A 23,329-nucleotide genomic window follows, 5' to 3' on the forward strand; every position below is an offset into this window, starting at 1 on the left:
CTACATCGTTATTACCCGCATAAAAATAATCAGTGGGAGTACATCTACATGCAATCGACCAAGCCGACTCACGTCCGCTATTTGATTCTGCTCATGCTGTTTCTGGTGACCACGATCAATTACGCCGACCGGGCTACCATCGCAATTGCAGGCTCCAGCCTGCAGAAAGACCTGGGCATTGACGCCGTCACCCTTGGCTACATCTTTTCCGCATTCGGTTGGGCCTACGTGGCCGGGCAAATCCCCGGTGGCTGGCTGCTTGACCGCTTTGGTTCGAAAAAAATCTACGCGCTGAGCATTTTCACCTGGTCGCTGTTCACCGTGCTGCAGGGGTATGTCGGCGAGTTCGGCATGTCCACGGCGGTGGTTGCGCTGTTCATGCTGCGCTTCCTGGTAGGCCTGGCCGAAGCGCCGTCCTTCCCTGGCAACGCGCGTATCGTGGCGGCCTGGTTCCCGACCGCTGAACGCGGCACTGCCTCGGCGATCTTCAACTCGGCGCAATACTTTGCCACCGTGTTGTTCGCGCCGCTGATGGGCTGGATCGTCTACAGCTTCGGCTGGCAGCATGTGTTCATCGTCATGGGTGTGATCGGCATCATCTTCTCGGGCATCTGGCTGAAAGTTATCCACAGCCCGCGCCAGCATCCGATGATCAATGACGCCGAGTTCAAGCACATCGCCGACAACGGCGGCATGGTCGACATGGACCAGGACAAGGGCAAAGGCAAGAAGACCGACGGTCCGAAGTGGGACTATATCCGTCAACTGCTGACCAACCGCATGATGCTCGGCGTGTACCTGGGGCAATACTGCATCAACGGCATTACCTACTTCTTCCTGACCTGGTTCCCGGTGTACCTGGTGCAGGAGCGTGGCATGACTATCCTCAAGGCCGGTTTCATTGCCTCCTTGCCGGCGATCTGCGGTTTTATCGGTGGTGTGCTCGGCGGGGTGATTTCCGATTACCTGCTGCGCAAAGGCCATTCGCTGACCTTCGCCCGCAAGGCGCCGATCATTGCCGGACTGCTGGTGTCCAGCAGCATCGTGGCCTGCAACTATGTGGACATTGAATGGATGGTCGTCGGCTTCATGGCCCTGGCGTTCTTCGGCAAAGGCGTGGGCGCATTGGGCTGGGCCGTGGTGTCCGATACCTCGCCGAAGCAAATCGCCGGCCTGAGCGGTGGCTTGTTCAACACCTTCGGTAACCTCGCTTCCATCACCACGCCGATCGTCATCGGCTACATCATCAGCTCCACCGGTTCGTTCAAGTGGGCACTGGTGTTTGTCGGTTGCAACGCTTTGGTCGCGGTGTTCAGCTATCTGGTCATCGTCGGCCCGATCAAGCGTGTGGTGCTCAAAGAGCCACCAGCGAACGGTTCTGAAGCCCCTGGCAAATTGTCTCAAGCGCATTCCTGAGGAGCGGCGTCATGCAGTTGATTGAACATTCCGACTCGCCGCGCTACATCCGCTTGCACGAGCGGGATAACGTGGTGATTGTGGTCAACGATCAGGGTGTGCCGGCCGGCACCGAGTTTTCGGACGGCCTGGTCACCGTGGACTTCGTGCCACAGAGCCACAAGGTCACCCTGGAGGACATTCCCGAGGGTGGCCAGGTGATTCGTTACGGCCAGGTCATTGGCTACGCCTTGCAGCCAATTCCACGCGGCAGCTGGGTCAAGGAAGATCAACTGCGCATGCCGACCGCGCCGCCGCTGGACAGCCTGCCGCTGTCCACTGACGTACCGGCCGCGCAAGCACCGCTGGAAGGCTTCACCTTCGAGGGTTATCGCAACGCCGACGGCACCGTTGGTACGCGCAACATTCTCGGCATCACCACCACCGTGCAATGCGTGACCGGCGTACTCGATCATGCGGTCAAGCGCATCAAGGCCGAGTTGCTGCCCAAATACCCGCACGTCGATGACGTGGTGGCGCTGACCCACAGCTACGGCTGCGGCGTGGCCATCACCGCCACCGACGCCTATATCCCGATCCGCACTGTGCGCAATCTGGCGCGCAACCCGAACCTGGGCGGCGAAGCGCTGGTGATCAGCCTGGGTTGCGAGAAATTGCAGGCCGGGCAGGTGATGCACGACAACGACAGCTCGGTGGATCTCAGCGAGCCGTGGCTGTACCGCTTGCAGGATTCCAGCCATGGCTTCAGCGAAATGATCGAGCAGATCATGGAACTGGCTGAAACCCGTTTGAAGAAGCTCGATCAACGCCGTCGGGAAACCGTGCCGGCGTCCGAGCTGATCCTCGGCATGCAGTGCGGCGGCAGTGATGCGTTCTCCGGCATCACCGCCAACCCGGCGCTCGGTTATGCCTCTGACCTGCTGCTGCGGGCCGGTGCGACGGTGATGTTCTCCGAAGTCACCGAAGTGCGCGATGCCATTTATCTGCTGACTTCCCGCGCGGAAAACCAGGAAGTCGCCCAGGAACTGGTGCGGGAAATGGACTGGTACGACCGCTACCTGGCCAAGGGGGAGGCGGATCGCAGTGCCAATACCACCCCGGGCAACAAGAAGGGCGGGTTGTCGAACATTGTCGAGAAGTCCCTGGGGTCGATCGTCAAGTCCGGCAGTAGCGCGATCAATGGCGTGCTTGGCCCGGGCGAGCGTTTCAAGCGCAAAGGCCTGATCTTCTGTGCGACCCCGGCCAGCGACTTTGTCTGCGGGACGCTGCAACTGGCGGCGGGGATGAACCTGCATGTGTTCACCACCGGTCGCGGCACGCCTTACGGGTTGGCCATGGCGCCGGTCGTGAAGGTTTCCACCCGGACCGAACTGGCACAACGCTGGCCGGACCTGATCGACATCGACGCCGGGCGCATTGCTACCGGGCGAGCATCGATCGAGGAGCTGGGCTGGGAGCTGTTTCACTACTACCTGGATGTGGCCAGCGGCAAGAAACAGACGTGGGCCGAGCAGCACAAACTGCATAACGACATCACCCTGTTCAACCCGGCGCCGATTACCTGAGACCGAGTCGCCTGCTTCGCGAGCAGGCTCGCTCCCACAGGGATCCTGGTGGATACAAATCATTTGTTCACCACAGATCCAATGTGGGAGCGAGCCTGCTCGCGAAGGCGATCTACCAGACGCCAACGTCCCGGGTGGCTTATCATTAGCCCCCTAACGACGTCCACCCCAAGGTCCCCCCGGCATGCTGGCTATTTTCCTCGAAACCCTGAACATCACCGCACCGGTGTTTGCCATGCTGTTTCTCGGGGTGTTGCTCAAGCGTATCGACTGGATCAACGACAATTTCATCCACACGGCGTCGGCACTGGTGTTCAACGTCACCATGCCGGCGTTGCTGTTTCTGGGCATCCTGCATGCCGACCTGCACGCGGCGTTGCAACCGGCGCTGCTGATTTACTTCTCCCTCGCGACGCTGGTGTGTTTTGCCATCGCCTGGGGCTGGGCGATCTGGAAGTGCCCGCGGGAAGATCGAGGGATCTACACCCAGGGTGCCTTTCGTGGCAACAACGGGGTCATCGGCCTGGCGCTGGCGGCAAGCATGTACGGCGACTACGGGATTTCTCTCGGGGCGATTCTCGCGGCACTGGTGATCCTGTTTTACAACACCCTCTCGACCATCGTGCTGGCGGTGTACAGCCCGGTGATCAAGTCCGATCCCTGGAGCATCTGCAAAAGCGTGTTCAGCAATCCGCTGATCATCAGCGTGATTGCGGCGGCGCCGTTCGCCTATTTCAATATCGGCTTGCCGGGATGGCTGGAAACGTCCGGCCGGTATCTGGCGCAAACCACCTTGCCACTGGCGCTGATCTGCATCGGCGGAACCCTGTCCCTGGCGGCACTGCGCAAAAGTGGCAACATGGCGCTGAGTTCAAGCCTGGTGAAGATGATCGGCCTGCCGGTGCTGGCGACGCTGGGGGCATGGCTGTGGGGATTTCGTGGGGCGGAGCTGGGGATTCTGTTTTTGTACTTCGGCAGCCCGACCGCCGCCGCCAGTTTCGTCATGGCCAGGGCGGCCGATGGCAACCATGAACTGGCGGCGGCGATCATCGTGATCACCACGCTGATGGCGGCGGTCACTACCAACGTCGGGATCTTCTTTTTGCAGTGGGGCGGGTGGATCTAGCCTGGCTCAGGCGGTGTTCTTTCGAGCCATTCGCGAGCAGGCTCGCTCCCACGGGGATTGCACTTCAAATGTGGGAGCGAGCCTGCTCGCGAAAGCGTCAGATCACTCACTCGGATTTCTGGTAACTGTCGATCACTTCCTGCGCCGCCCGGAACGCATCGATCGCCGCCGGCACACCGGCATACACCGCGCAATGCAGCAGTGCCTCGCGAATCTCATCCACAGTGCAGCCGTTGTTCAGCGCACCGCGTACGTGGCCTTTCAATTCCTGCGGGCACTTGAGTGCGGTCAGCGCAGCGAGGGTGATCAGGCTGCGGGTCTTCAGCGGCAGACCTTCGCGATTCCACACGCCGCCCCAGGCGTGTTCATTGACGAAGTCCTGCAGCGGCTGGGTGAACTCGGTGGCGTTGCCCAGTGCGCGGTCGACGAAGGCGTCGCCCATCACTTGGCGACGAACTTCAACGCCGGTTTTTTTATTCTCGGTCATGGGGCTTCCCTCTTATGGTGTTGGCGGCGCCAGGCGCGCAGCGACGTGAACAGCAAGAACGCCACCAGCGCCGGCAGGACGAAAAACAGCATCAAGTGTTCCAGCTTGCCGGCCAGTGGCATGCCGGTGGTGAACGACACCACGTGCAGCCCATACGCCAGGTACAAGCCCAGAAACAGCAGGCCTTCGGCGCGTGTTACCCGGTAGCCGGAGTAGAACATCGGCAGGCACAGCATCGCTACGCCGAGCATCACCGGCAGGTCGAAGTCCAGAGCGTTGGGCGACACCGACAGGGGCGACGGCGCCACCAGCGCGGTAAAGCCGAGCACGCCCAAAAGGTTGAACAGGTTGCTGCCAATCACGTTGCCCACGGCAATTTCGCGCTCACCGCGCATTGCGGCGATCAACGAAGTGGCGAGTTCTGGCAGTGAGGTGCCGACAGCGACGATGGTCAGGCCGATGATCCGCTCCGACAACCCAAGATCGGTGGCGACCGCAACGGCGGCACCCAACAGCAAGTGCCCGGCGTACACCAGCATCGCCAGCCCGGCGACGATCATCAGCAGGCTGCTCAGCCATGGCGCTTGCGCATGATGGTCATGGCTCGATACCGGCCGTCCCGAATGCCGTGACTGGCGCAGCAACAACCCCAGGTAAATTACCAGTGCCGTCAGCAACATCACGCCGTCGACACGGGTCAGCTCTTCATTCCAGGCGAGTACGAAGACCAACAGGCTGGCGCCGATCATCAACGGAATATCCAGGCGCACCAGTTGCCGGGAAACTCGCAGCGGAATGATCAGCGCGGACAACCCAAGGGTGACGAGGATGTTGAAAATGCTGCTGCCGATCACGCTGCCAACGGCGATGTCGGCGTTGTGTGCCAGGGTCGCTTGCAAGCTGACCGCCATCTGCGGCGCGCTGCTGCCGAGGGCGACGATGGTCAGGCCGATGATCAGCGGTCGTATGTGCAGCCGCGCGGCAATGCGTACGGCGGCGCGTACCATCAGTTCGGCGCCGACAATCAGCAGGACTAATCCGCTGAGCAATTCGATCACGCTGATCAGGGGTAAATCGGCTAATCCGAAAATGGTCGGGGCTCCATCGGTCAGTCGTCGAGGGCTTGTACGCGAACCCGCGCGGTGCCGCTGCGCAGCATGCCCAGGCGCTCGGCGGCTTCCTGGGACAGGTCGATCAGGCGACCACGGGTGTGGGGTCCGCGGTCATTGATGCGGACCACGCAGGATTTGTCGTTATTCAGATTGGTCACCTTCACCCGCGTACCGAAGGGTAGCTGGCGATGGGCGGCGGTCATGGAATTCTTGTCGAAACGCTCACCGCTGGCGGTGCGTTTGCCCTGGTGTTTGGCGCCGTAGTACGAAGCCACACCGGTTTTGTCGTAGCCGTGCGGATCGACGGTGTCGGTGCTGGCGCAACCGGTGAGCAGCGAGAGGAGGGCGCAGGCACTGAGTAGACGTTTCATTTCAAAGGCTCCCAAAAAACAATTGTGGGAGCGACGGTGCGGCGGTCCGACCTGCTCGCGAAGAGGGCGCTACATTCAACATCTTTGTTGACTGTCATACCGCTTTCGCGAGCAGGCTCGCTCCCACAGGGGGTAGAGCCAGGTTTAAAAACTGGCTCCATCTCTGTCAGCCTTCGAGCTTGCTTTTCAGCAGTTCGTTCACTTGCTGCGGGTTGGCCTTGCCTTTGGAGGCTTTCATGGCCTGGCCGACGAAGAAGCCGAACATCTTGCCGCGCTTGGCTTCGTCCGCCGCACGGTATTGCTCGACCTGCTCGGCGTTGGCCGCGAGCATTTCGTCCAGCACCGCCGAGATGGCGCCGGTGTCGGTCACTTGCTTGAGGCCGCGCTTGTCGATGATCTCGTCTGCGCTGCCTTCGCCGTTGGCCATCGCTTCGAACACCACCTTGGCGATCTTGCCGGAGATGGTGTTGTCCTTGATGCGCAGCAGCATGCCACCCAGTTGCTCGGCGGAAACCGGCGAGTCTTCGATGTCCAGGCTTTGCTTGTTGAGCAGGCTGCCCAACTCGACCATCACCCAGTTCGCCGCCAGTTTGGCGTCGCCGCCGATGCTCGCGACTTGCTCGAAGTAGTCGGCTTGCTCACGGCTGGTGGCCAGCACGTTGGCGTCATAGGCCGACAGGCCGAACTGGCTCTGGAAGCGCTCGCGTTTCTGCGGTGGCAATTCTGGCAGCGTGGCGCGCACGTCATCGAGGAACGAGTTCTCGATCACGACCGGCAGCAGGTCCGGATCGGGGAAGTAACGGTAGTCGTTGGCTTCTTCCTTGCTGCGCATCGGACGGGTTTCGTCCTTGTTCGGATCGTACAGGCGGGTCTGCTGGACCACTTTGCCGCCGTCTTCGATCAGCTCGATCTGACGCTGGATCTCGGAGTTGATCGCCTTCTCGATGAAGCGGAAGGAGTTGACGTTCTTGATCTCGCAGCGAGTGCCGAACTCGGCCTGGCCTTTGGGGCGGATCGACACGTTGCAGTCGCAACGCAGCGAGCCTTCGGCCATGTTGCCGTCGCAGATGCCCAGGTAACGCACCAGCGCGTGGATCGCCTTGACGTAAGCCACGGCTTCCTTGGCGCTGCGCATGTCCGGCTCGGAGACGATTTCCAGCAACGGCGTACCGGCACGGTTCAGGTCGATGCCGCTGGCGCCGCTGAATTCTTCGTGCAGGCTCTTGCCGGCGTCTTCTTCCAGGTGCGCGCGGGTGATGCCGACGCGTTTGACGGTGCCGTCTTCCAGGGCGATGTCCAGGTGGCCCTTGCCGACGATCGGCAACTCCATCTGGCTGATCTGGTAGCCCTTGGGCAGGTCCGGGTAGAAATAGTTTTTACGGGCGAACACGTTGTGCTGGCCGATCTCGGCGTCAATCGCCAGGCCGAACATCACCGCCATGCGCACCGCTTCCTGGTTCAGCACCGGCAGCACGCCGGGCATGCCCAGGTCGATCAGGCTGGCCTGGGTGTTCGGCTCGGAACCGAAGGTGGTGGAACTACCGGAAAAGATTTTCGACCGGGTGGTGAGCTGGGTGTGAATCTCCAGACCGATCACGACTTCCCATTGCATGTGTGTCTCCTCAGAAGCCGGTTGGGGTGCGGGTGTGCCAGTCAGTGTTCAACTGGTACTGGTGCGCAACGTTGAGCAGGCGGCCTTCCTGGAAATACGGGGCGAGCAGTTGCACGCCGACCGGCAGACCATCGACAAAACCGGCGGGCATCGACAGGCCTGGCAGGCCGGCGAGGTTGGCGGTGATGGTGTAGACGTCTTCCAGGTACGCGGCAACCGGGTCGCTGTTCTTGGCGCCGAGCTTCCAGGCCGGGTTCGGCGTGGTTGGGCCGAGGATGATGTCGACCTCATTGAAGGCCGCCATGAAGTCGTTCTTGATCAAGCGACGGATCTTCTGCGCCTTGAGGTAGTAGGCGTCGTAGTAACCGGCGGACAGCGCATAGGCGCCGACCATGATGCGCCGCTGCACTTCCGCGCCGAACCCTTCGCCACGGGAGCGCTTGTACAGGTCGCTCAGGTTGACCGGGTTTTCGCAGCGGTAGCCGAAGCGCACGCCATCGAAACGCGACAGGTTGGACGAGGCTTCCGCCGGGGCGATCACGTAGTACGCGGGGATTGCGTGCTGCATGTTCGGCAGGCTGATTTCCTTGACCACGGCACCGAGCTTTTCCAGCTCCTTGACGCTGTTGTGGATCAGCTCGGCGATGCGCGGATCGAGACCGGCGCTGAAATACTCTTTCGGCACGCCGATGCGCAGGCCTTGCAGCGAGCCATTGAGGCTGGCGCTGTAGTCCGGCACGGGTTCATCGATGCTGGTGGAGTCGTTCGGATCGAAGCCGGCCATACCTTGCAACAATATTGCGCAGTCTTCGGCAGTGCGCGCCAATGGGCCGCCCTGATCGAGGCTGGAGGCGTAAGCGATCATGCCCCAGCGCGAAACACGACCGTACGTCGGTTTCAGGCCGGTGAGGTTGGTCAGGGCCGCAGGCTGGCGGATCGAACCGCCGGTGTCGGTGCCGGTGGCCGCCGGCAACAGGCGAGCGGCAACCGCCGCAGCGGATCCGCCGGACGAACCGCCCGGAACGTGTTCCAGGTTCCACGGGTTTTTCACTGCGCCGTAGTAGCTCGACTCGTTGGCCGAACCCATGGCGAATTCGTCCATGTTGGTCTTGCCCAGGGTCACGGCGCCGGCAGCGGCCAGCTTGGCGACAACGGTGGCATCGTAGGGTGCCTTGAAGTTGTCGAGCATCTTCGAGCCGCAACTGGTGCGAATGCCCTGGGTGCAGAACAGGTCTTTATGGGCGATCGGCGCGCCGAGCAGGGCGCCGCTCTCACCATTGGCCCGACGGGCGTCAGCGGCTTTTGCCTGCGTGAGCGCCAGGTCCTCGGTGAGGCTGATGAAACTGTTGAGCTGCGGATCGAGCTGGGCGATGCGCGCCAGCAGGACTTTGGTCAGCTCTTCGGAGGAAAACTTCTTGTCGGCGAGTCCGCGGGCGATCTCGGCCAGAGTCAATTGATGCATTGCAGGCTCTTTCCCTTTAGTCGATGACTTTCGGAACCAGGTACAGGCCGTTTTCGACCGCTGGTGCGATGGACTGGTAGGCCTCGCGATTATTGGTCTCGGTCACGACGTCCGCACGCAGGCGCTGGCTGGCTTCCAGTGGGTGGGCCAGCGGTTCGATACCGTCGGTATTGACAGCCTGCATTTCGTCGACCAGTCCGAGAATGCTGTTGAGGGCCGAAGTGACGTTTGGAAGATCGGCTTCATTGAGGCCAAGGCAGGCCAGATGAGCGATTTTTTCCACGTCGGAGCGTTCTAGAGCCATTGGGGTTCTCCAGTGGAAAACAGGACGGACGGCGTCCGTGTGTTAATTTGTCGGAACACTACCGCACTTCTACGGTCATAAGGCCGCGATTGTGGGGCTTGGTGCACAGAAAAGCGGCCAATTTAACATATTGGCGCCTTGCCCAAAATCCCTGTCGTTGTTAGAGTTTGCCGCACTTTTTTACCCACGCGTTGCCTAGGGTCCCTTTCCCATGTTCAAGAAACTGCGTGGCATGTTTTCCAGCGATCTTTCCATTGACCTGGGCACTGCCAACACCCTTATTTACGTGCGCGAGCGCGGTATCGTCCTGAATGAGCCCTCCGTCGTGGCCATTCGGACACACGGTAACCAGAAAAGTGTCGTTGCTGTCGGCACCGAAGCCAAGCGCATGCTCGGCCGTACACCGGGCAACATTGCTGCCATTCGTCCGATGAAGGATGGCGTGATTGCCGACTTCAGCGTGTGCGAAAAAATGCTGCAGTACTTTATCAACAAAGTTCACGAAAACAGCTTCCTGCAGCCTAGCCCGCGCGTGTTGATCTGCGTTCCATGCAAATCCACCCAGGTTGAGCGTCGCGCCATCCGCGAATCGGCCCTCGGTGCCGGTGCCCGTGAAGTGTTCCTGATCGAAGAGCCAATGGCCGCTGCGATCGGTGCCGGCCTGCCGGTTGAAGAAGCTCGCGGTTCGATGGTCGTGGATATCGGTGGCGGTACCACCGAAATCGCGCTGATCTCCCTGAATGGTGTGGTTTACGCCGAGTCCGTTCGTGTTGGCGGCGACCGCTTCGACGAAGCGATCATCACCTACGTGCGTCGCAACTACGGCAGCCTGATCGGCGAATCCACCGCCGAGCGCATCAAGCAGGAAATCGGCACTGCCTACCCGGGCGGCGAAGTTCGCGAAGTCGACGTTCGCGGCCGTAACCTGGCCGAAGGCGTTCCACGGGCATTCACCCTGAACTCCAACGAAGTGCTGGAGGCCCTGCAAGAGTCCCTGGCAACCATCGTTCAAGCGGTGAAAAGCGCCCTGGAGCAATCGCCTCCGGAGCTGGCTTCCGACATCGCTGAGCGTGGCCTGGTGCTGACCGGTGGTGGCGCCCTGTTGCGTGACCTGGACAAATTGCTGGCCCAGGAAACCGGTCTGCCGGTGATCGTTGCCGAAGACCCGTTGACCTGCGTTGCTCGCGGCGGTGGCCGTGCATTGGAAATGATGGATAAACACACCATGGATCTGCTTTCCAGCGAATAAGTCGCCGGATTGCCTCTATGCTGTTGAGCGCGCAGGCGGCACTTTGCAGTGCTGCCTGTTCGCGTTTATCTTCTGTCAGTCTGCATCCAGGCCGGATTGCTGCCGTATGAATAAACAGAACATTTGCCTGGGAGGAGCGGCTTATTAAACCGCTTTTCACCAAGGGCCCTTCACTGGGCGTGCGCCTGTTGGTGCTGGTCGTGCTATCGGTCGCGCTGATGGTGGTCGATGCCCGTTTCAGTCTGCTCAAGCCTGCACGCAGCCAGATGTCGCTGGTGCTGATGGACGCCTACTGGATCACCGATCTGCCTGGACGACTGTGGGAAGGCGTTGCCAGTCAGTTTGGCAGCCGGACCGAGCTCGTCGCCGAAAACGAAAAACTCAAAAGCGAAAACCTGCTGTTGCAGGGGCGCATGCAGAAGCTCGCCTCCCTGACCGAGCAGAACGTTCGGCTGCGCGAGTTGCTCAACTCCTCGGCCCTGGTCAATGAAAAGGTCGAAGTGGCCGAGTTGATCGGCATGGACCCCAACCCTTTCACCCATCGCATCATCATCAACAAAGGTGAGCGTGACGGCGTGGTCCTCGGCCAACCGGTGCTCGATGCCCGTGGCCTGATGGGGCAGGTGGTTGAGCTGATGCCTTATACCTCCCGTGTTCTGCTGCTGACCGACTCCACTCATAGCATTCCCGTGCAGGTAAACCGTAACGGTCTGCGGGCGATTGCCAGCGGGACCGGCAATCCGGAACGCCTGGAACTGCGTCACGTGGCCGACACCGCTGACATCAAGGAAGGCGACTTGCTCGTCAGCTCCGGTCTCGGTCAGCGTTTTCCGGCGGGTTACCCGGTAGCGACGGTCAAGGAAGTGATCCACGATTCCGGCCAGCCGTTTGCCATCGTCCGCGCGATACCGACTGCTGCATTGAATCGCAGCCGTTACCTGCTGCTGGTGTTCAGCGACACCCGAACTCCGGAAGAACGCGCCAACGATGCGGCCCAGGCCCAGGAAAACCTTGATGCACAGGGCGGCGGGCCGGTCATTCCGGCGACGGTGCCGAAACTGGTCAATCCGGCAGTTCCCGCTGCGTCGGCCGCCGCACCGGCAACGCCTGCCGCGGCGGCGCCTGCAGCCACTGCGCCAGCCAAGCCTGCCAAGCCAGCCACCACACCGGCCGCCACTTCAGCGAAACCGGCGACCGCCAAACCGCCGGCCGCCAAGCCCGCTGCTGCGAAGCCTGCTGCCAAGCCGCCAGCCTCCGAGCCGGCCACTCCTGTGGGGAGAGAATAATGGGCGGTGTAAAAGCGTCCCGAAACGGTTGGATGGTCTGGCTGACGTTTCTCGTCGGCCTGCTGCTCAGTGTTTCACCATTGCCGCAATTCATGGAAATCCTGCGCCCGCTGTGGCTCGGCCTGCTGTTGGCATTCTGGGCATTGGCCCTGCCGCAAAAGGTCGGGATGGTCACCGCGTGGTGCCTGGGCCTGGCCGAGGACGTGCTCTACGGCACGCTCCTGGGGCAGAACGCCTTGATCCTGACCCTCATCACCTACCTGGTACTGGCGCTGCAGCAACGTCTGCGGATGTTCCCGATGTGGCAGCAGAGCCTGGTCATCCTGGTCATCTTCGGCCTCGCCCAGCTTGTACAACTGTGGCTCAGCGCGTTGACCGGCAATCGCCAGCCGACGCTGGCGCTGGTACTGCCGGCACTGGTCAGCGCATTGCTCTGGCCCTGGATCAGTTTCGGTTTGCGCGGACTGCGTCGACGCTACAAAATCAATTAATTCGCTCAGGCACTGGATCAGACAGGGAGAGGTCTTGATGAAACGGTTGTACCTCGCCTCTGGCTCGCCACGTCGGCGTGAACTGCTCACGCAGATCGGCGTTCCGTTCCGCACCGTCAGTGCGGATATCGATGAAACCCCTGTACCTCAAGAGTCCCCATCGGCCTATGTCGAGCGTCTGGCACGCGGCAAGGCCGAGGCCGGGCGCGGCGTTGTCGTGTCCGGCGAACCGTTCTGCGTGCTCGGCGCCGATACCGCCGTGGTGCTTGATGGAAAAATTCTCGGCAAACCGGTTGATCAGGCGGATGCCTGCGCCATGCTGATGATGTTGTCAGGGTGCGAACATGAAGTCCTGACCGCGATTGCCGTGCTCGATGGCGAACGGTGCGAGTCCCGGGTGGTCACCAGTCGCGTGCGCTTTCGTGCTATCAGTCGTGACGAGGCCGCCGCCTACTGGGCCAGCGGTGAACCAAGGGACAAGGCGGGCGGTTATGGCATTCAAGGACTGGGTGCGGTGTTTGTCGCCGGGCTCGATGGAAGTTATTCGGCGGTGGTCGGACTACCGCTGTGCGAAACCGCGGAACTGCTCGGCCATTTCGGCATACCCTGTTGGCAACCCCGGAACGCGCTTTAAGCGTCGTCCTGAACAGATGCGGCCATTATCGTGAACATGCCTGAACGAGACCCTGCCATGAGTGAAGAGATTCTGATCAACATCACGCCGATGGAGTCGCGCGTGGCGGTGGTCGAAAACGGTGTCCTGCAAGAGGTCCACGTCGAGCGTACGCAAAAGCGCGGGATCGTCGGCAACATCTATAAAGGCAAAGTCGTACGGGTCTTGCCGGGGATGCAGGCGGCATTCGTCGACATCGGCCTGGATCGTGCCGCTTTCATTCATGCGTCGGAAATTTCCCTGCGCGAAGGCCCGGCGGTGGAGAGCATCAGTGCCTTGGTGCACGAAGGCCAGAGCCTGGTGGTGCAAGTCACCAAGGACCCGATCGGTTCCAAGGGCGCTCGCCTGACCACGCAGTTGTCGATCCCTTCGCGTTACCTGGTGTACATGCCACGCACGGCCCATGTCGGCATTTCCCTGAAGATCGAAGACGAAGCCGAGCGCGAGCGCCTCAAGCAAGTGGTCACTGATTGCGTGGCCAAGGAAGGGATCAAGGAGGCCGGCGGTTTCATTCTGCGCACGGCTGCCGAAGGTGCCGGCGCCGATGAAATCCTCATGGACATCCGCTACCTGCGCAGGCTCTGGGATCAGATCAGCGCCCAGATCAAAACCATCAGCGCACCCAGTGTGATCTATGAAGACCTCGGCCTGGCGCTGCGCACCCTGCGTGACCTGGTGAGCCCGAAAATCGAGAAGATCCGCATCGACTCCCGGGAAACCTTCCAGAAAACCACGCAGTTCGTCGCCGAATTGATGCCCGAGATTGCCGACCGTCTGGAACATTACCCGGGCGAACGGCCGATTTTCGACCTGTATGGCGTCGAAGACGAAATCCAGAAGGCGCTCGAACGCAAGGTCCCGCTCAAGTCCGGTGGTTATCTGGTGGTCGACCCGGCGGAAGCCATGAGCACCATCGACGTGAACACCGGTGCGTTCGTCGGCCATCGCAACCTCGAAGAAACCATCTTCAAGACCAACCTCGAGGCCGCTACGGCCATTGCCCGGCAATTGCGCCTGCGCAATCTCGGCGGGATCATCATCATCGACTTCATCGACATGGAAGATGAAGAACACCAGAGACAGGTATTGCGCACGCTGGAGAAACAGCTCGAGCGCGATCACGCCAAGACCAACATCATCGGCATTACCGAGCTGGGCCTGGTGCAGATGACCCGCAAGCGCACCCGCGAAAGCCTCGAGCAAGTCCTGTGCGAACCGTGCAACGCCTGCCAGGGGCGCGGCAAGCTCAAGACTCCGGAGACCGTTTGTTACGAAATCTTCCGCGAAATCCTGCGTGAGGCTCGCGCCTATCAGGCAGAAGGCTATCGTGTATTGGCAAACCAGAAAGTCGTCGACCGCCTGCTCGACGAAGAGTCGGGCAACGTCGCCGAGCTGGAAGGGTTTATCGGGCGCACCATTCGCTTCCAGGTCGAAACCATGTATTCCCAGGAACAATACGACGTGGTGCTGCTCTGAAGCGTTTCGTTTTGATTGCTCGAGAATGGCTGGCCTCAGCTTTTTGCAAAACTTTTGCCATGGGAGCCACCTGACATGGAGCGTCTGACACGCATTCTGGCCGCACTGACCCGCTGGGGTCTGGGCCTGTGCGCGTTGGTTTTGGTGTTGATGGCGCTGTACGTCAGCCTTGGCCGGGAGCTGACGCCGCTGGTCGCCGAGTACCGTGCCGACATTGAATCCAAAGCCAGCGATGCCTTGGGCATGCCGTTGCAGATCGGCGAGCTCGAAGGCAACTGGAGTGGATTTGCCCCCATATTGATGGCCCGCGACGTGACGGTTGGCGACGGCGGGAACGCCCTGCACCTGGATCAGGTGCGCGCCGTGCCGGACCTGTGGGCCAGCCTGCTGGCCCGTCAGCCGCGCATTGCTCACCTGGAACTCAGCGGCCTCAAGATCAACCTCAAGCAAGATGAGGGCGGTCAGTGGGCACTGGAAGGCTTGCCGGTGCGACAGGACCAGTCCAGCGATCCTGAACAATTGCTCAATCAGATGCAGATGCTCCAGCAACTGTCGGTACTCGACAGCCAGGTGACCTTGCAAGCGTTCGGCGAGTCGCCGCTGACCCTGACTTATGTCGGCCTGAATCTGAAAACCGGGGTGTCGCGGCAGCGGCTCGACGCACGACTGACCCTGCCTGACGGGCAGCCGGTGGCCATGAGCCTGCGCACGCGCATTCGTGCCAGCCAATGGAAGGACGCTGAAGCCGAGATCTACCTGAGCCTGCCGCAAAGCGACTGGTCGAAGTGGTTGCCTGAACGTCTGACCCAGGAGTGGAGTTTTTCCGAGATCAAGGCCGGTGGCGAGCTGTGGCTGACCTGGGGCAAAGGCACCTTGCAAAGCGCCGCGGTGCGCTTGAACGCGCCACAACTCAAGGGCGCCTACGCCGAGCGCAAGCCGATCCAGATCAATAATCTGGCGCTCAATGGTTACTTCCAGCGCAGTGCCCAAGGTGTGCAGGTGATCCTGGATTCCCTGGCGATGAACCTCGGCGAAACCCGCTGGGAAACGCATTTGCAGCTCAAGCAAAGCGCCGCCACCGACAAGACCGAAGAGCTTTGGCAACTGCAAGCCGACCGCGTCGACCTGACCCCGCTCACGCCGCTTCTCAATGCCCTTGCGCCGTTGCCGGAAGGCTTCGCCACGGTCGTCGATCGCCTCAAAGTCACGGGGGGGCTGCGTAATGTGCTGGTCGACCTCCGTCCCAATGCAACCGACGACAGCAAGTTCAGCTTTGCCGCCAACCTCGACCAGGTAGGCTTCGATGCCTATCACGGTGCGCCGGCGGCACGCAATGTCAGCGGCAGCATCAGCGGTGACCTGGGGCACGGCGAACTGCGCATGGACAGCAAGGATTTCATGCTGCACCTGGACCCGATCTTCGCCAAGCCATGGCAGTACATTCAGGCCAATGCGCGGCTGACCTGGAAGCTCGATAAAGAGGGTTTCACCCTGATCGCGCCCTACCTGAAAGTGCTGGGCGAGGAAGGCAAGATTGCCGGCGACTTCCTGATTCGCCTGCATTTCGATCACACCCAGGAAGACTACATGGACCTGCGTGTCGGCCTGGTGGACGGCGACGGTCGTTACACCGCCAAGTACTTGCCGGCGGTCCTCGGTCCGGCGTTGGACGAATGGCTGCGCACAGCGATTCTCAAAGGCGCGGTCGACCAAGGCTTCTTCCAGTATCAAGGGTCGCTCAACCACGCTGCCGCGGACGAGGATCGCAGCATCAGCCTGTACTTCAAGGTTCACGATGCCGAACTGGCCTTCCAGCCAGGCTGGCCCCATGTCAGCAAGGTCAGCGGCGATGTGTTTGTCGAAGACAGCGGCGTGCGGATTCTGGCCAGCACGGGCCAATTGCTCGACACACAGGTCAACGATGTCTACGTCAACATTCCCCATGTGCCTGCCGAGCAGAACGTTCATTTGTTCCTCGATGGCGGATTCGCCGGCGGTTTGGGCGATGGCCTGAAAATCCTCCAGCAAGCGCCGATCGGCACGGGAGCAACCTTCGCCGGCTGGGAAGGCGAGGGGGACCTGCAAGGCAAGTTGAAGCTGGACATTCCCCTGGCAAAAGGCGAAGAGCCGAAGATTCTCGTCGATTTCAAGACCGCCAAGGCACGCTTGAAACTGGCCGAACCTGTGCTGGAACTGACTCAGCTCAAAGGTGACTTCCGTTTCGACAGCAGCAAGGGCCTGAGCGGGCAGAACATCAGCGCACGGGCGTTCGACAAGCCGGTCACCGCTCAGATTTATGCCGATGGCGGTCCGGGCAGACTCAATACCCGGGTGACTGCGTCGGGCCAGGTCGAGGTCAAGAAGCTGACGGACTGGCTGCTGGTGACCCAGCCTCTGCCGGTGAGCGGCGTGATCCCTTATCAACTGCAACTGACCCTGAATGGCGCCGACAGCCAATTGCTGGTCAATTCCAGCCTCAAGGGCGTGGCCGTCGATTTGCCTGCACCGTTCGGCATGACCACCGATGCCGGGCGCGACACGACGTTCCGCATGACCTTGCAGGGCGACGAGCGGCGCTATTGGGTCAACTACGGGAACCTGGCGAGTTTCACGTTCGCAGCCCCGGCCGGCAATTTCGTCGATGGTCGCGGGGAATTGTTCCTCGGTGGCGGCGAGGCTGTGTTGCCTGGCACCAAAGGCCTGCGGGTCCGGGGCGTGCTGTCGGAGCTGGACGTTGGCCCTTGGAAGGATCTGGTGGATAAATACGCCGGACAGGATCCCGGTGGCAGTGCCAAGCAATTGCTCAGTGGCGCGGATTTCAAGGTGGGCAAGCTCAGCGGTATCGGCACCACCCTCGATCAGGCTTCTATCCAGGTGACGCGCAAGCCTTCCGCTTGGGCGCTGCAACTCGACAGCCAGCAGATCAAGGGCAGTGCCAGTCTTCCCGACTCGCAGGCCACGCCAATCGCGATCAATCTGCAAACCGTGCGCCTGCCCGCACCGGACCCGGCCGTGCAGGCCGACGAAAACTCGCCGGATCCGCTGGCGTCGGTGGACCCGACGAAAATTCCCGCGATGGATATCACCATCAATCAGTTGTTCCAGGGCCAGGATCTGGTGGGGGGCTGGTCGCTGAAAATTCGTCCGACGGCCAAGGGTATCGTGTTCAATTCGCTGGACCTGGGGCTCAAGGGCATTCTGTTGGTGGGCAGCGGTGGTTGGGAAGGCGTGCCCGGCGCCAGCAACAGTTGGTACAAGGGGCGCATCAGCGGCAAGAACCTGGCCGATGTGCTCAAGGGCTGGGGGTTTGCGCCGAGTGTCACCAGCCAGGATTTTTACATGGATGTCGATGGCAACTGGCCGGGCTCGCCGGCCTGGGTGGCGACCAAGCGCTTCTCCGGCACGCTCGATGCGACGCTCAATCAGGGCCAGTTCGTCGAGGTCGAAGGCAGTGCCCAGGCGCTGCGGGTATTTGGTTTGCTCAACTTCAACTCCATCGGCCGGCGCTTGCGCCTGGACTTCTCCGACCTGTTCGGCAAAGGCCTGAGTTACGACCGGGTCAAAGGCCTGCTCGTCGGGACGAATGGCGTGTATGTCACCCGCGAGCCGATCCAGCTGACGGGACCTTCGAGCACGATTGAACTCAACGGCACCCTGAACATGGTGGCCGATCAGATCGATGCGAAACTGATGGTGACTTTGCCGGTGACCAACAACTTGCCGATTGCCGCACTGATAGTCGGTGCGCCGGCGGTCGGCGGGGCGCTGTTCCTGATCGACAAGCTGATCGGAGACCGGGTGGCCCGTTTCGCCAGTGTGAAGTACACCGTCAAGGGGCCGTGGAAAGAACCGAAAATCACCTTCGACAAGGCTTTTTGAGGTCTTATTGAAAAGGCACTCGGCAAGCCTATGGAGTAGCATGGCCGCATACAATTGCAGGAGTGCGCCATGTCTGTAGCGGTGATTCAAATGGTCAGCCAGAGCGATGTGCTGGCCAATCTGGCCCAGGCCCGTCGTCTGCTCGAACAGGCGGCCGTCGGTGGCGCGAAACTGGCGGTTTTGCCGGAAAACTTCGCCGCCATGGGCCGGCGCGACGTTGCTGACATCGGACGCGCCGAAGCACTGGGCGAAGGCCCGATCCTGCCGTGGTTGAAACAGACCGCACGCGACCTCAGGTTATGGATAGTGGCCGGCACATTGCCGTTGCCGCCGGTGGATCAGCCGACGGCCAAGGCACATGCCTGCTCGTTGCTGGTCGATGACCAGGGCGAAACGGTGGCGCGCTACGACAAGCTGCACCTGTTCGACGTCGACGTGGCGGACAATCGTGGCCGTTATCGTGAATCCGATGACTATGCTTATGGCAGCGGGGTGGTCGTGGCGGACACGCCGGTTGGCCGGGTCGGGCTGACAGTCTGCTATGACCTGCGTTTTCCCGAGCTGTACAGCGAACTGCGCGCTGCCGGCGCGGAGCTGATTACCGCCCCTTCGGCCTTCACGGCGGTGACCGGCGCGGCGCACTGGGATGTGCTGATTCGCGCGCGGGCCATCGAGACGCAATGCTACGTGCTCGCGGCTGCCCAGGGCGGGACGCATCCGGGGCCGCGGGAAACCTTTGGCCATGCCGCCATCGTCGACCCCTGGGGGCGTGTGCTGGCGCAACAGGATCAAGGCGAGGCCGTGCTGCTGGCCGAGCGCGACAGCAGCGAACAGGCGTCCATCCGGGCGCGGATGCCGGTGTCCAGCCACCGGCGCTTTTTCTCGCAGGGCGCCCAGCGACCTGCATCGGAACGATGAATTTAAGGCGTAAAGCATATGAGCGAGTTGTTGTCCTCAGTCAGTGAACACCTGCTGGCGCCCGGTGGCGTCACGATCGAGAGCCTGCAAGGCGTGCTCGGCGATCTGGCCGGGCCGGGCATCGATGCGGCCGACCTGTATTTCCAGGGGCAGATCTCCGAGTCCTGGGCGCTGGAAGACGGCATCGTCAAGGAAGGCAGCTTCAACCTTGACCAAGGTGTGGGCGTGCGCGCGCAATCAGGCGAAAAAACCGGTTTTGCCTACAGCAATGCCATCACCCTTGAAGCCCTGGGCGCGGCGGCGCGTGCCGCCCGTTCGATTTCCCGGGCCGGGCAACACGGCACCGTAAAGGCGTTCACCAGCCAGGATGTCGCGCAGTTGTATGCGCCGGACAATCCGCTGGAAGTGCTGACCCGCGCCGAGAAAGTCGATTTGCTCAAGCGAGTCGACGCCGCGACCCGCGCCCTCGATCCGCGCATCCAGCAAGTCACCGTGAGCATGGCCGGTGTCTGGGAGCGGATTCTGGTGGCTTCCACCGACGGCGGTCTGGCGGCGGATGTGCGGCCGCTGGTGCGCTTCAACGTCAGCGTGATCGTCGAGCAGAACGGTCGTCGCGAGCGCGGTGGCCATGGCGGTGGCGGTCGCACCGATTACCGTTATTTCCTCGGCGAAGACCGTGCCATGAGCTATGCCCGTGAAGCGTTGCGCCAGGCACTGGTCAACCTCGAAGCCATTCCGGCACCTGCCGGTACTTTGCCGGTGGTACTCGGTTCCGGTTGGTCGGGCGTGCTGCTGCACGAGGCGGTCGGTCATGGTCTGGAAGGCGACTTCAACCGCAAGGGCAGTTCGGCCTACAGCGGTCGCATGGGCGAGATGGTTGCGTCGAAGCTGTGCACCATTGTCGATGACGGCACCCTGGCCGGTCGTCGCGGCTCATTGAGCGTCGATGATGAAGGCACGCCGACCGAGTGCACCACGCTGATCGAAAACGGCGTGCTCAAGGGCTACATGCAGGACAAGCTCAACGCCCGTCTGATGGGCGTGGCGCGTACCGGCAACGGTCGTCGCGAATCCTACGCGCACTTGCCGATGCCGCGCATGACCAACACCTACATGCTCGCCGGCGAAAGCGATCCGGCGGAAATCATCGCCTCGGTAAAACGCGGCATCTACTGCGCCAACCTCGGTGGTGGTCAAGTAGACATCACCAGCGGCAAGTTCGTGTTCTCCACCAGCGAGGCTTACCTGATCGAGGACGGCAAGATCACTGCGCCGGTCAAGGGTGCGACGCTGATCGGCAACGGGCCGGAAGCCATGAGCAAGGTGTCGATGGTCGGTAACGACCTGTCGCTGGACAGCGGCGTGGGCACGTGTGGCAAGGATGGGCAGTCGGTGCCGGTGGGTGTCGGCCAGCCAACGCTGAAGATCGATGCGATCACTGTGGGTGGCACGGGCGCGTAAGCGGCTTTTGGTGCTGTGAAGCTTCGGGTGAGTTGCGGGGCAACTCACCCGATCAGGGATTCAACGCAGACCGCGTTGAGTCTCGTCCAGCTCACGGATGTACTTGAAGATTTTACGGCTGGAAGCAGGAGGCTTGTTGTGCGCAACCTCATGCTGGGCCTGACGGATCAAGGAACGCAGTTGCTGGCGGTCAGCGTCTGGATAATCGATGACGAATTTTTCCAGTGTGGCATCGTCACCGGCAATCAGACGATCACGCCAACGCTCCAGGTTGTGGAAGCGTTCGTTGTACTGGCGAGTGGAGGCATCGAGTTGATCGAGCAAGACCAGAATGGCGTCAGTGTCCTGATCGCGCATCAGTTTGCCGATGAACTGGAGGTGCCGCTTGCGTGCGATGTGCGCAACGTGCTTTGGCGCTTCGGCCAGGGCCCGGCGCAAGGCGTCGGTCAACGGCAGTTTGGCCAGCAAGTCAGGCTTGAGTGTTGTAAGGCGCTCGCCAAGGTCAACCAGAGCATGCAGCTCGCGTTTGACCTGGGATTTGCTTTTTTCTCCCGTATCGAGGGAGTCGTCGTAAGAATCAACCATGGTGGCAGTCCGCTAAGAAACGCCGCCATGATAACCAGTCGGGGGCCGCTTGTCCGGCCCGGTCGCTCGATGACCGTCACCGAAAGCAGAATTTGAGTGGAGAACAGCATGAGTGCAGTTGAAAGCGTCGGCCCACAAGCGTTGCCGGCACTGCAGGAACAAGTCGAGCAGATCATCGCTGAAGCCAGGCGCCAGGGGGCCAGCGCCTGTGAAGTGGCGGTGTCGCTGGAGCAGGGCTTGTCGACTTCGGTGCGCCAGCGTGAAGTCGAAACCGTTGAATTCAACCGCGATCAGGGTTTTGGCATCACTCTGTACGTCGGTCAGCGCAAGGGCTCGGCCAGTACCTCGGCCAGTGGTCCGGAGGCGATTCGCGAAACCGTCGCCGCTGCACTGGCCATCGCCCGGCACACTTCGGAAGATGAAGCCTCGGGCCTGGCGGATGCCGCGCTGATGGCCCGGGATGTTCAGGATTTCGACCTGTTTCACCAGTGGGACATCACGCCGGAGCAGGCCATCGAGCAGGCTCTGGCCTGCGAAGCCGCGGCCTTTGCCGCCGACAGTCGGATCAAGAATGCCGACGGCACCACCCTCAGCACCCATCAGGGCTGCCGCGTTTACGGCAACAGTCACGGTTTTATCGGTGGTTACGCATCGACTCGGCACAGCTTGAGCTGCGTGATGATCGCCGAAGCGGACGGCCAGATGCAGCGTGATTACTGGTACGACGTGAATCGGCAGGGCAATTTGCTGGCCGATCCGGTCAGCATCGGCCAGCGTGCCGCACAACGGGCGGCGAGCCGTCTGGGTGCGCGGCCGGTACCGACCTGCGAGGTGCCGGTACTGTTTTCCGCAGAGTTGGCCGGGGGCCTGTTCGGCAGTTTCCTGTCGGCGATTTCCGGCGGCAGCCTGTATCGCAAGTCTTCGTTTCTCGAGGGCACACTCGGTCAGAAGCTGTTTCCAGAGTGGCTGACCATCGACGAGCGCCCGCACCTGATGCGAGCCTTGGGCAGCGCAGCGTTCGACGGTGATGGTTTGGCAACCTACGCCAAACCGTTCGTCGAAAAAGGTGAGTTGGTGTCGTACGTCCTCGGCACCTACTCCGGCCGCAAGCTCGGCATGCCGAGCACCGCCAACGCTGGCGGCGTGCACAACCTGTTCGTCACCCATGGCGATGACGATCAGGCGGCCTTGCTGCGGCGCATGGGGCGCGGGCTGTTGGTCACCGAGTTGATGGGGCAGGGGCTGAACATGGTCACCGGCGATTACTCCCGGGGCGCGGCCGGTTACTGGGTCGAGAATGGCGAAATCCAGTTCGCGGTGCAGGAAGTGACCATCGCCGGCAACATGCGCGACATGTTCAAGCAGATCGTCGCCGTGGGTAACGATCTGGAGCTGCGCAGCAACATTCGTACTGGTTCGGTGCTGATCGAGCGGATGACCGTCGCGGGCAGCTAACCCTCCCAGAGACACAAAAGGCGCGCCACCCTATGGGTAGCGCGCCTTTTTCGTTGGCTTTGTCCCCGAGCGAGGCGCCTCGGTGTTCCGACAAGCCCTTTGCTACAGGGTGGTGCCTGTTTATTCGCCTTCGTCAAAGAAGTTGTTGATCAACGCTACCAGCGCGTCCAGCGCTTCCTGTGCCTGCTCGCCTTCTGTGCTCAAGTGAATCGTGGTGCCTTTGCCGGCGGCCAGCATCATCATCGCCATGATGCTTTTGCCATCGACCATTGATTCCGGCGTGCGTCCGGCGCGGATCTGGCACGGGAACTGACCTGCCACCCCAACGAATTTTGCAGAAGCACGGGCATGCAGGCCCAGCTTGTTGATGATTTCGATTTCCAGAGCAGGCATCGCGGTGT

The 23,329-nt window shown here is 61.4% G+C and carries 20 protein-coding genes; 12 read left to right on the plus strand and 8 right to left on the minus strand.

Annotated features, from left to right (window positions below; genetic code table 11):
- Nucleotides 1–48: 48 nt before the first annotated feature.
- The 3 genes from CAG47_RS18875 (at nucleotide 49) to CAG47_RS18885 (ending at nucleotide 4,107) form a co-directional block, all read left to right on the plus strand.
- Nucleotides 49–1,416, plus strand: a complete 1,368-nt coding sequence (locus CAG47_RS18875; protein WP_085726355.1) for an MFS transporter — start codon at nucleotides 49–51, stop codon at nucleotides 1,414–1,416.
- A gap of 11 nt (nucleotides 1,417–1,427) precedes the next feature.
- Nucleotides 1,428–2,981, plus strand: coding sequence for a galactarate dehydratase (gene garD / locus CAG47_RS18880; RefSeq protein ID WP_085726356.1), 1,554 nt, complete (start codon nucleotides 1,428–1,430; stop codon nucleotides 2,979–2,981).
- 184 nt (nucleotides 2,982–3,165) lie between these two features.
- Complete coding sequence (locus CAG47_RS18885) at nucleotides 3,166–4,107, plus strand: AEC family transporter (protein ID WP_085726357.1); 942 nt, start codon at nucleotides 3,166–3,168, stop codon at nucleotides 4,105–4,107.
- Between the two features lie 106 nt (nucleotides 4,108–4,213).
- Here the strand turns inward: CAG47_RS18885 and CAG47_RS18890 are convergent, their stop codons facing one another.
- From CAG47_RS18890 to gatC, 6 genes are all read right to left on the minus strand, one after another.
- On the minus strand, nucleotides 4,214–4,594 hold the full coding sequence (locus CAG47_RS18890) for a carboxymuconolactone decarboxylase family protein (protein WP_085726358.1): 381 nt from the start codon (nucleotides 4,592–4,594) through the stop codon (nucleotides 4,214–4,216).
- Nucleotides 4,591–5,652, minus strand: coding sequence for a calcium/sodium antiporter (locus CAG47_RS18895; RefSeq protein ID WP_085726359.1), 1,062 nt, complete (start codon nucleotides 5,650–5,652; stop codon nucleotides 4,591–4,593). The genes CAG47_RS18890 and CAG47_RS18895 overlap by 4 nt, the downstream gene beginning before the upstream one ends.
- Nucleotides 5,653–5,702: 50 nt before the next feature.
- On the minus strand, nucleotides 5,703–6,077 hold the full coding sequence (locus CAG47_RS18900; protein WP_085726360.1) for a septal ring lytic transglycosylase RlpA family protein: 375 nt from the start codon (nucleotides 6,075–6,077) through the stop codon (nucleotides 5,703–5,705).
- A gap of 166 nt (nucleotides 6,078–6,243) precedes the next feature.
- On the minus strand, nucleotides 6,244–7,689 hold the full coding sequence (gene gatB, locus CAG47_RS18905) for an Asp-tRNA(Asn)/Glu-tRNA(Gln) amidotransferase subunit GatB (protein ID WP_085726361.1): 1,446 nt from the start codon (nucleotides 7,687–7,689) through the stop codon (nucleotides 6,244–6,246).
- Between the two features lie 10 nt (nucleotides 7,690–7,699).
- Nucleotides 7,700–9,151 carry an Asp-tRNA(Asn)/Glu-tRNA(Gln) amidotransferase subunit GatA gene (gatA, locus tag CAG47_RS18910; protein ID WP_085726362.1) on the minus strand — a complete coding sequence of 484 codons (1,452 nt, stop codon included), beginning with the start codon at nucleotides 9,149–9,151 and terminating at the stop codon, nucleotides 7,700–7,702.
- A 16-nt stretch (nucleotides 9,152–9,167) separates the two neighbouring features.
- Nucleotides 9,168–9,455: an Asp-tRNA(Asn)/Glu-tRNA(Gln) amidotransferase subunit GatC gene (gene gatC, locus CAG47_RS18915; RefSeq protein ID WP_085726363.1), complete on the minus strand. Its 288-nt coding sequence runs from the start codon at nucleotides 9,453–9,455 to the stop codon at nucleotides 9,168–9,170.
- Between the two features lie 211 nt (nucleotides 9,456–9,666).
- On the opposite strand from gatC, the gene mreB reads away from it, so the two are divergent.
- The 8 genes from mreB to tldD all read left to right on the plus strand — a co-directional run bounded on the left by mreB (nucleotide 9,667) and on the right by tldD (nucleotide 20,888).
- A complete protein-coding gene (gene mreB, locus CAG47_RS18920) occupies nucleotides 9,667–10,704 on the plus strand; it encodes a rod shape-determining protein MreB (protein ID WP_002555108.1) in 1,038 nt (345 codons plus the stop codon).
- A gap of 143 nt (nucleotides 10,705–10,847) precedes the next feature.
- Nucleotides 10,848–11,990, plus strand: coding sequence for a rod shape-determining protein MreC (gene mreC / locus CAG47_RS18925; RefSeq protein WP_085726364.1), 1,143 nt, complete (start codon nucleotides 10,848–10,850; stop codon nucleotides 11,988–11,990).
- Nucleotides 11,990–12,481 (plus strand): rod shape-determining protein MreD, encoded by a 492-nt coding sequence (gene mreD, locus CAG47_RS18930; protein ID WP_085726365.1) that lies wholly within the window; start codon nucleotides 11,990–11,992, stop codon nucleotides 12,479–12,481. The genes mreC and mreD overlap by 1 nt, the downstream gene beginning before the upstream one ends.
- 37 nt (nucleotides 12,482–12,518) lie before the next feature.
- Entirely contained in the window at nucleotides 12,519–13,115 is a 597-nt protein-coding gene (locus CAG47_RS18935; RefSeq protein WP_085726366.1) for a nucleoside triphosphate pyrophosphatase, read from the plus strand.
- A gap of 57 nt (nucleotides 13,116–13,172) precedes the next feature.
- A complete protein-coding gene (gene rng, locus CAG47_RS18940) occupies nucleotides 13,173–14,630 on the plus strand; it encodes a ribonuclease G (RefSeq protein WP_007970246.1) in 1,458 nt (485 codons plus the stop codon).
- A gap of 75 nt (nucleotides 14,631–14,705) precedes the next feature.
- Nucleotides 14,706–18,509, plus strand: a complete 3,804-nt coding sequence (locus CAG47_RS18945) for a YhdP family protein (protein WP_085726367.1) — start codon at nucleotides 14,706–14,708, stop codon at nucleotides 18,507–18,509.
- A 69-nt stretch (nucleotides 18,510–18,578) separates the two neighbouring features.
- Nucleotides 18,579–19,427: a carbon-nitrogen hydrolase family protein gene (locus tag CAG47_RS18950; RefSeq protein ID WP_085726368.1), complete on the plus strand. Its 849-nt coding sequence runs from the start codon at nucleotides 18,579–18,581 to the stop codon at nucleotides 19,425–19,427.
- A gap of 18 nt (nucleotides 19,428–19,445) precedes the next feature.
- Nucleotides 19,446–20,888 (plus strand): metalloprotease TldD, encoded by a 1,443-nt coding sequence (gene tldD, locus CAG47_RS18955; RefSeq protein ID WP_085726369.1) that lies wholly within the window; start codon nucleotides 19,446–19,448, stop codon nucleotides 20,886–20,888.
- Nucleotides 20,889–20,948: 60 nt separating this feature from the next.
- Here tldD and yjgA read toward each other — a convergent pair whose 3' ends face one another.
- The gene (gene yjgA, locus CAG47_RS18960) at nucleotides 20,949–21,473 is read right to left on the minus strand and encodes a ribosome biogenesis factor YjgA (RefSeq protein WP_085726370.1); all 525 of its coding nucleotides are present in this window, start codon (nucleotides 21,471–21,473) and stop codon (nucleotides 20,949–20,951) included.
- A gap of 108 nt (nucleotides 21,474–21,581) precedes the next feature.
- On the opposite strand from yjgA, the gene pmbA reads away from it, so the two are divergent.
- Nucleotides 21,582–22,928, plus strand: a complete 1,347-nt coding sequence (gene pmbA, locus CAG47_RS18965) for a metalloprotease PmbA (RefSeq protein ID WP_085726371.1) — start codon at nucleotides 21,582–21,584, stop codon at nucleotides 22,926–22,928.
- Between the two features lie 120 nt (nucleotides 22,929–23,048).
- Here pmbA and CAG47_RS18970 read toward each other — a convergent pair whose 3' ends face one another.
- Nucleotides 23,049–23,321 carry an HPr family phosphocarrier protein gene (locus tag CAG47_RS18970; protein WP_085726372.1) on the minus strand — a complete coding sequence of 91 codons (273 nt, stop codon included), beginning with the start codon at nucleotides 23,319–23,321 and terminating at the stop codon, nucleotides 23,049–23,051.
- Between the last annotated feature and the right edge of the window lie 8 nt (nucleotides 23,322–23,329).

Source organism: Pseudomonas sp. R37(2017), assembly GCF_002113375.1.
In the GTDB taxonomy this organism is placed as follows: domain Bacteria; phylum Pseudomonadota; class Gammaproteobacteria; order Pseudomonadales; family Pseudomonadaceae; genus Aquipseudomonas.

Excerpts from the sequence above, each read along its gene's own strand:
- CAG47_RS18875 (WP_085726355.1), top strand. The coding sequence starts at position 49 with ATGCAATCGACCAAGCCGACTCACGTCCGCTATTTGATTCTGCTCATG.
- garD (WP_085726356.1), top strand. The coding sequence starts at position 1,428 with ATGCAGTTGATTGAACATTCCGACTCGCCGCGCTACATCCGCTTGCAC.
- CAG47_RS18885 (WP_085726357.1), top strand. The coding sequence starts at position 3,166 with ATGCTGGCTATTTTCCTCGAAACCCTGAACATCACCGCACCGGTGTTT.
- CAG47_RS18890 (WP_085726358.1), bottom strand. The coding sequence starts at position 4,594 with ATGACCGAGAATAAAAAAACCGGCGTTGAAGTTCGTCGCCAAGTGATG.
- CAG47_RS18900 (WP_085726360.1), bottom strand. The coding sequence starts at position 6,077 with ATGAAACGTCTACTCAGTGCCTGCGCCCTCCTCTCGCTGCTCACCGGT.
- gatB (WP_085726361.1), bottom strand. The coding sequence starts at position 7,689 with ATGCAATGGGAAGTCGTGATCGGTCTGGAGATTCACACCCAGCTCACC.
- gatA (WP_085726362.1), bottom strand. The coding sequence starts at position 9,151 with ATGCATCAATTGACTCTGGCCGAGATCGCCCGCGGACTCGCCGACAAG.
- gatC (WP_085726363.1), bottom strand. The coding sequence starts at position 9,455 with ATGGCTCTAGAACGCTCCGACGTGGAAAAAATCGCTCATCTGGCCTGC.
- mreB (WP_002555108.1), top strand. The coding sequence starts at position 9,667 with ATGTTCAAGAAACTGCGTGGCATGTTTTCCAGCGATCTTTCCATTGAC.
- mreD (WP_085726365.1), top strand. The coding sequence starts at position 11,990 with ATGGGCGGTGTAAAAGCGTCCCGAAACGGTTGGATGGTCTGGCTGACG.
- CAG47_RS18935 (WP_085726366.1), top strand. The coding sequence starts at position 12,519 with ATGAAACGGTTGTACCTCGCCTCTGGCTCGCCACGTCGGCGTGAACTG.
- rng (WP_007970246.1), top strand. The coding sequence starts at position 13,173 with ATGAGTGAAGAGATTCTGATCAACATCACGCCGATGGAGTCGCGCGTG.
- CAG47_RS18945 (WP_085726367.1), top strand. The coding sequence starts at position 14,706 with ATGGAGCGTCTGACACGCATTCTGGCCGCACTGACCCGCTGGGGTCTG.
- CAG47_RS18950 (WP_085726368.1), top strand. The coding sequence starts at position 18,579 with ATGTCTGTAGCGGTGATTCAAATGGTCAGCCAGAGCGATGTGCTGGCC.
- tldD (WP_085726369.1), top strand. The coding sequence starts at position 19,446 with ATGAGCGAGTTGTTGTCCTCAGTCAGTGAACACCTGCTGGCGCCCGGT.
- yjgA (WP_085726370.1), bottom strand. The coding sequence starts at position 21,473 with ATGGTTGATTCTTACGACGACTCCCTCGATACGGGAGAAAAAAGCAAA.
- pmbA (WP_085726371.1), top strand. The coding sequence starts at position 21,582 with ATGAGTGCAGTTGAAAGCGTCGGCCCACAAGCGTTGCCGGCACTGCAG.
- CAG47_RS18970 (WP_085726372.1), bottom strand. The coding sequence starts at position 23,321 with ATGCCTGCTCTGGAAATCGAAATCATCAACAAGCTGGGCCTGCATGCC.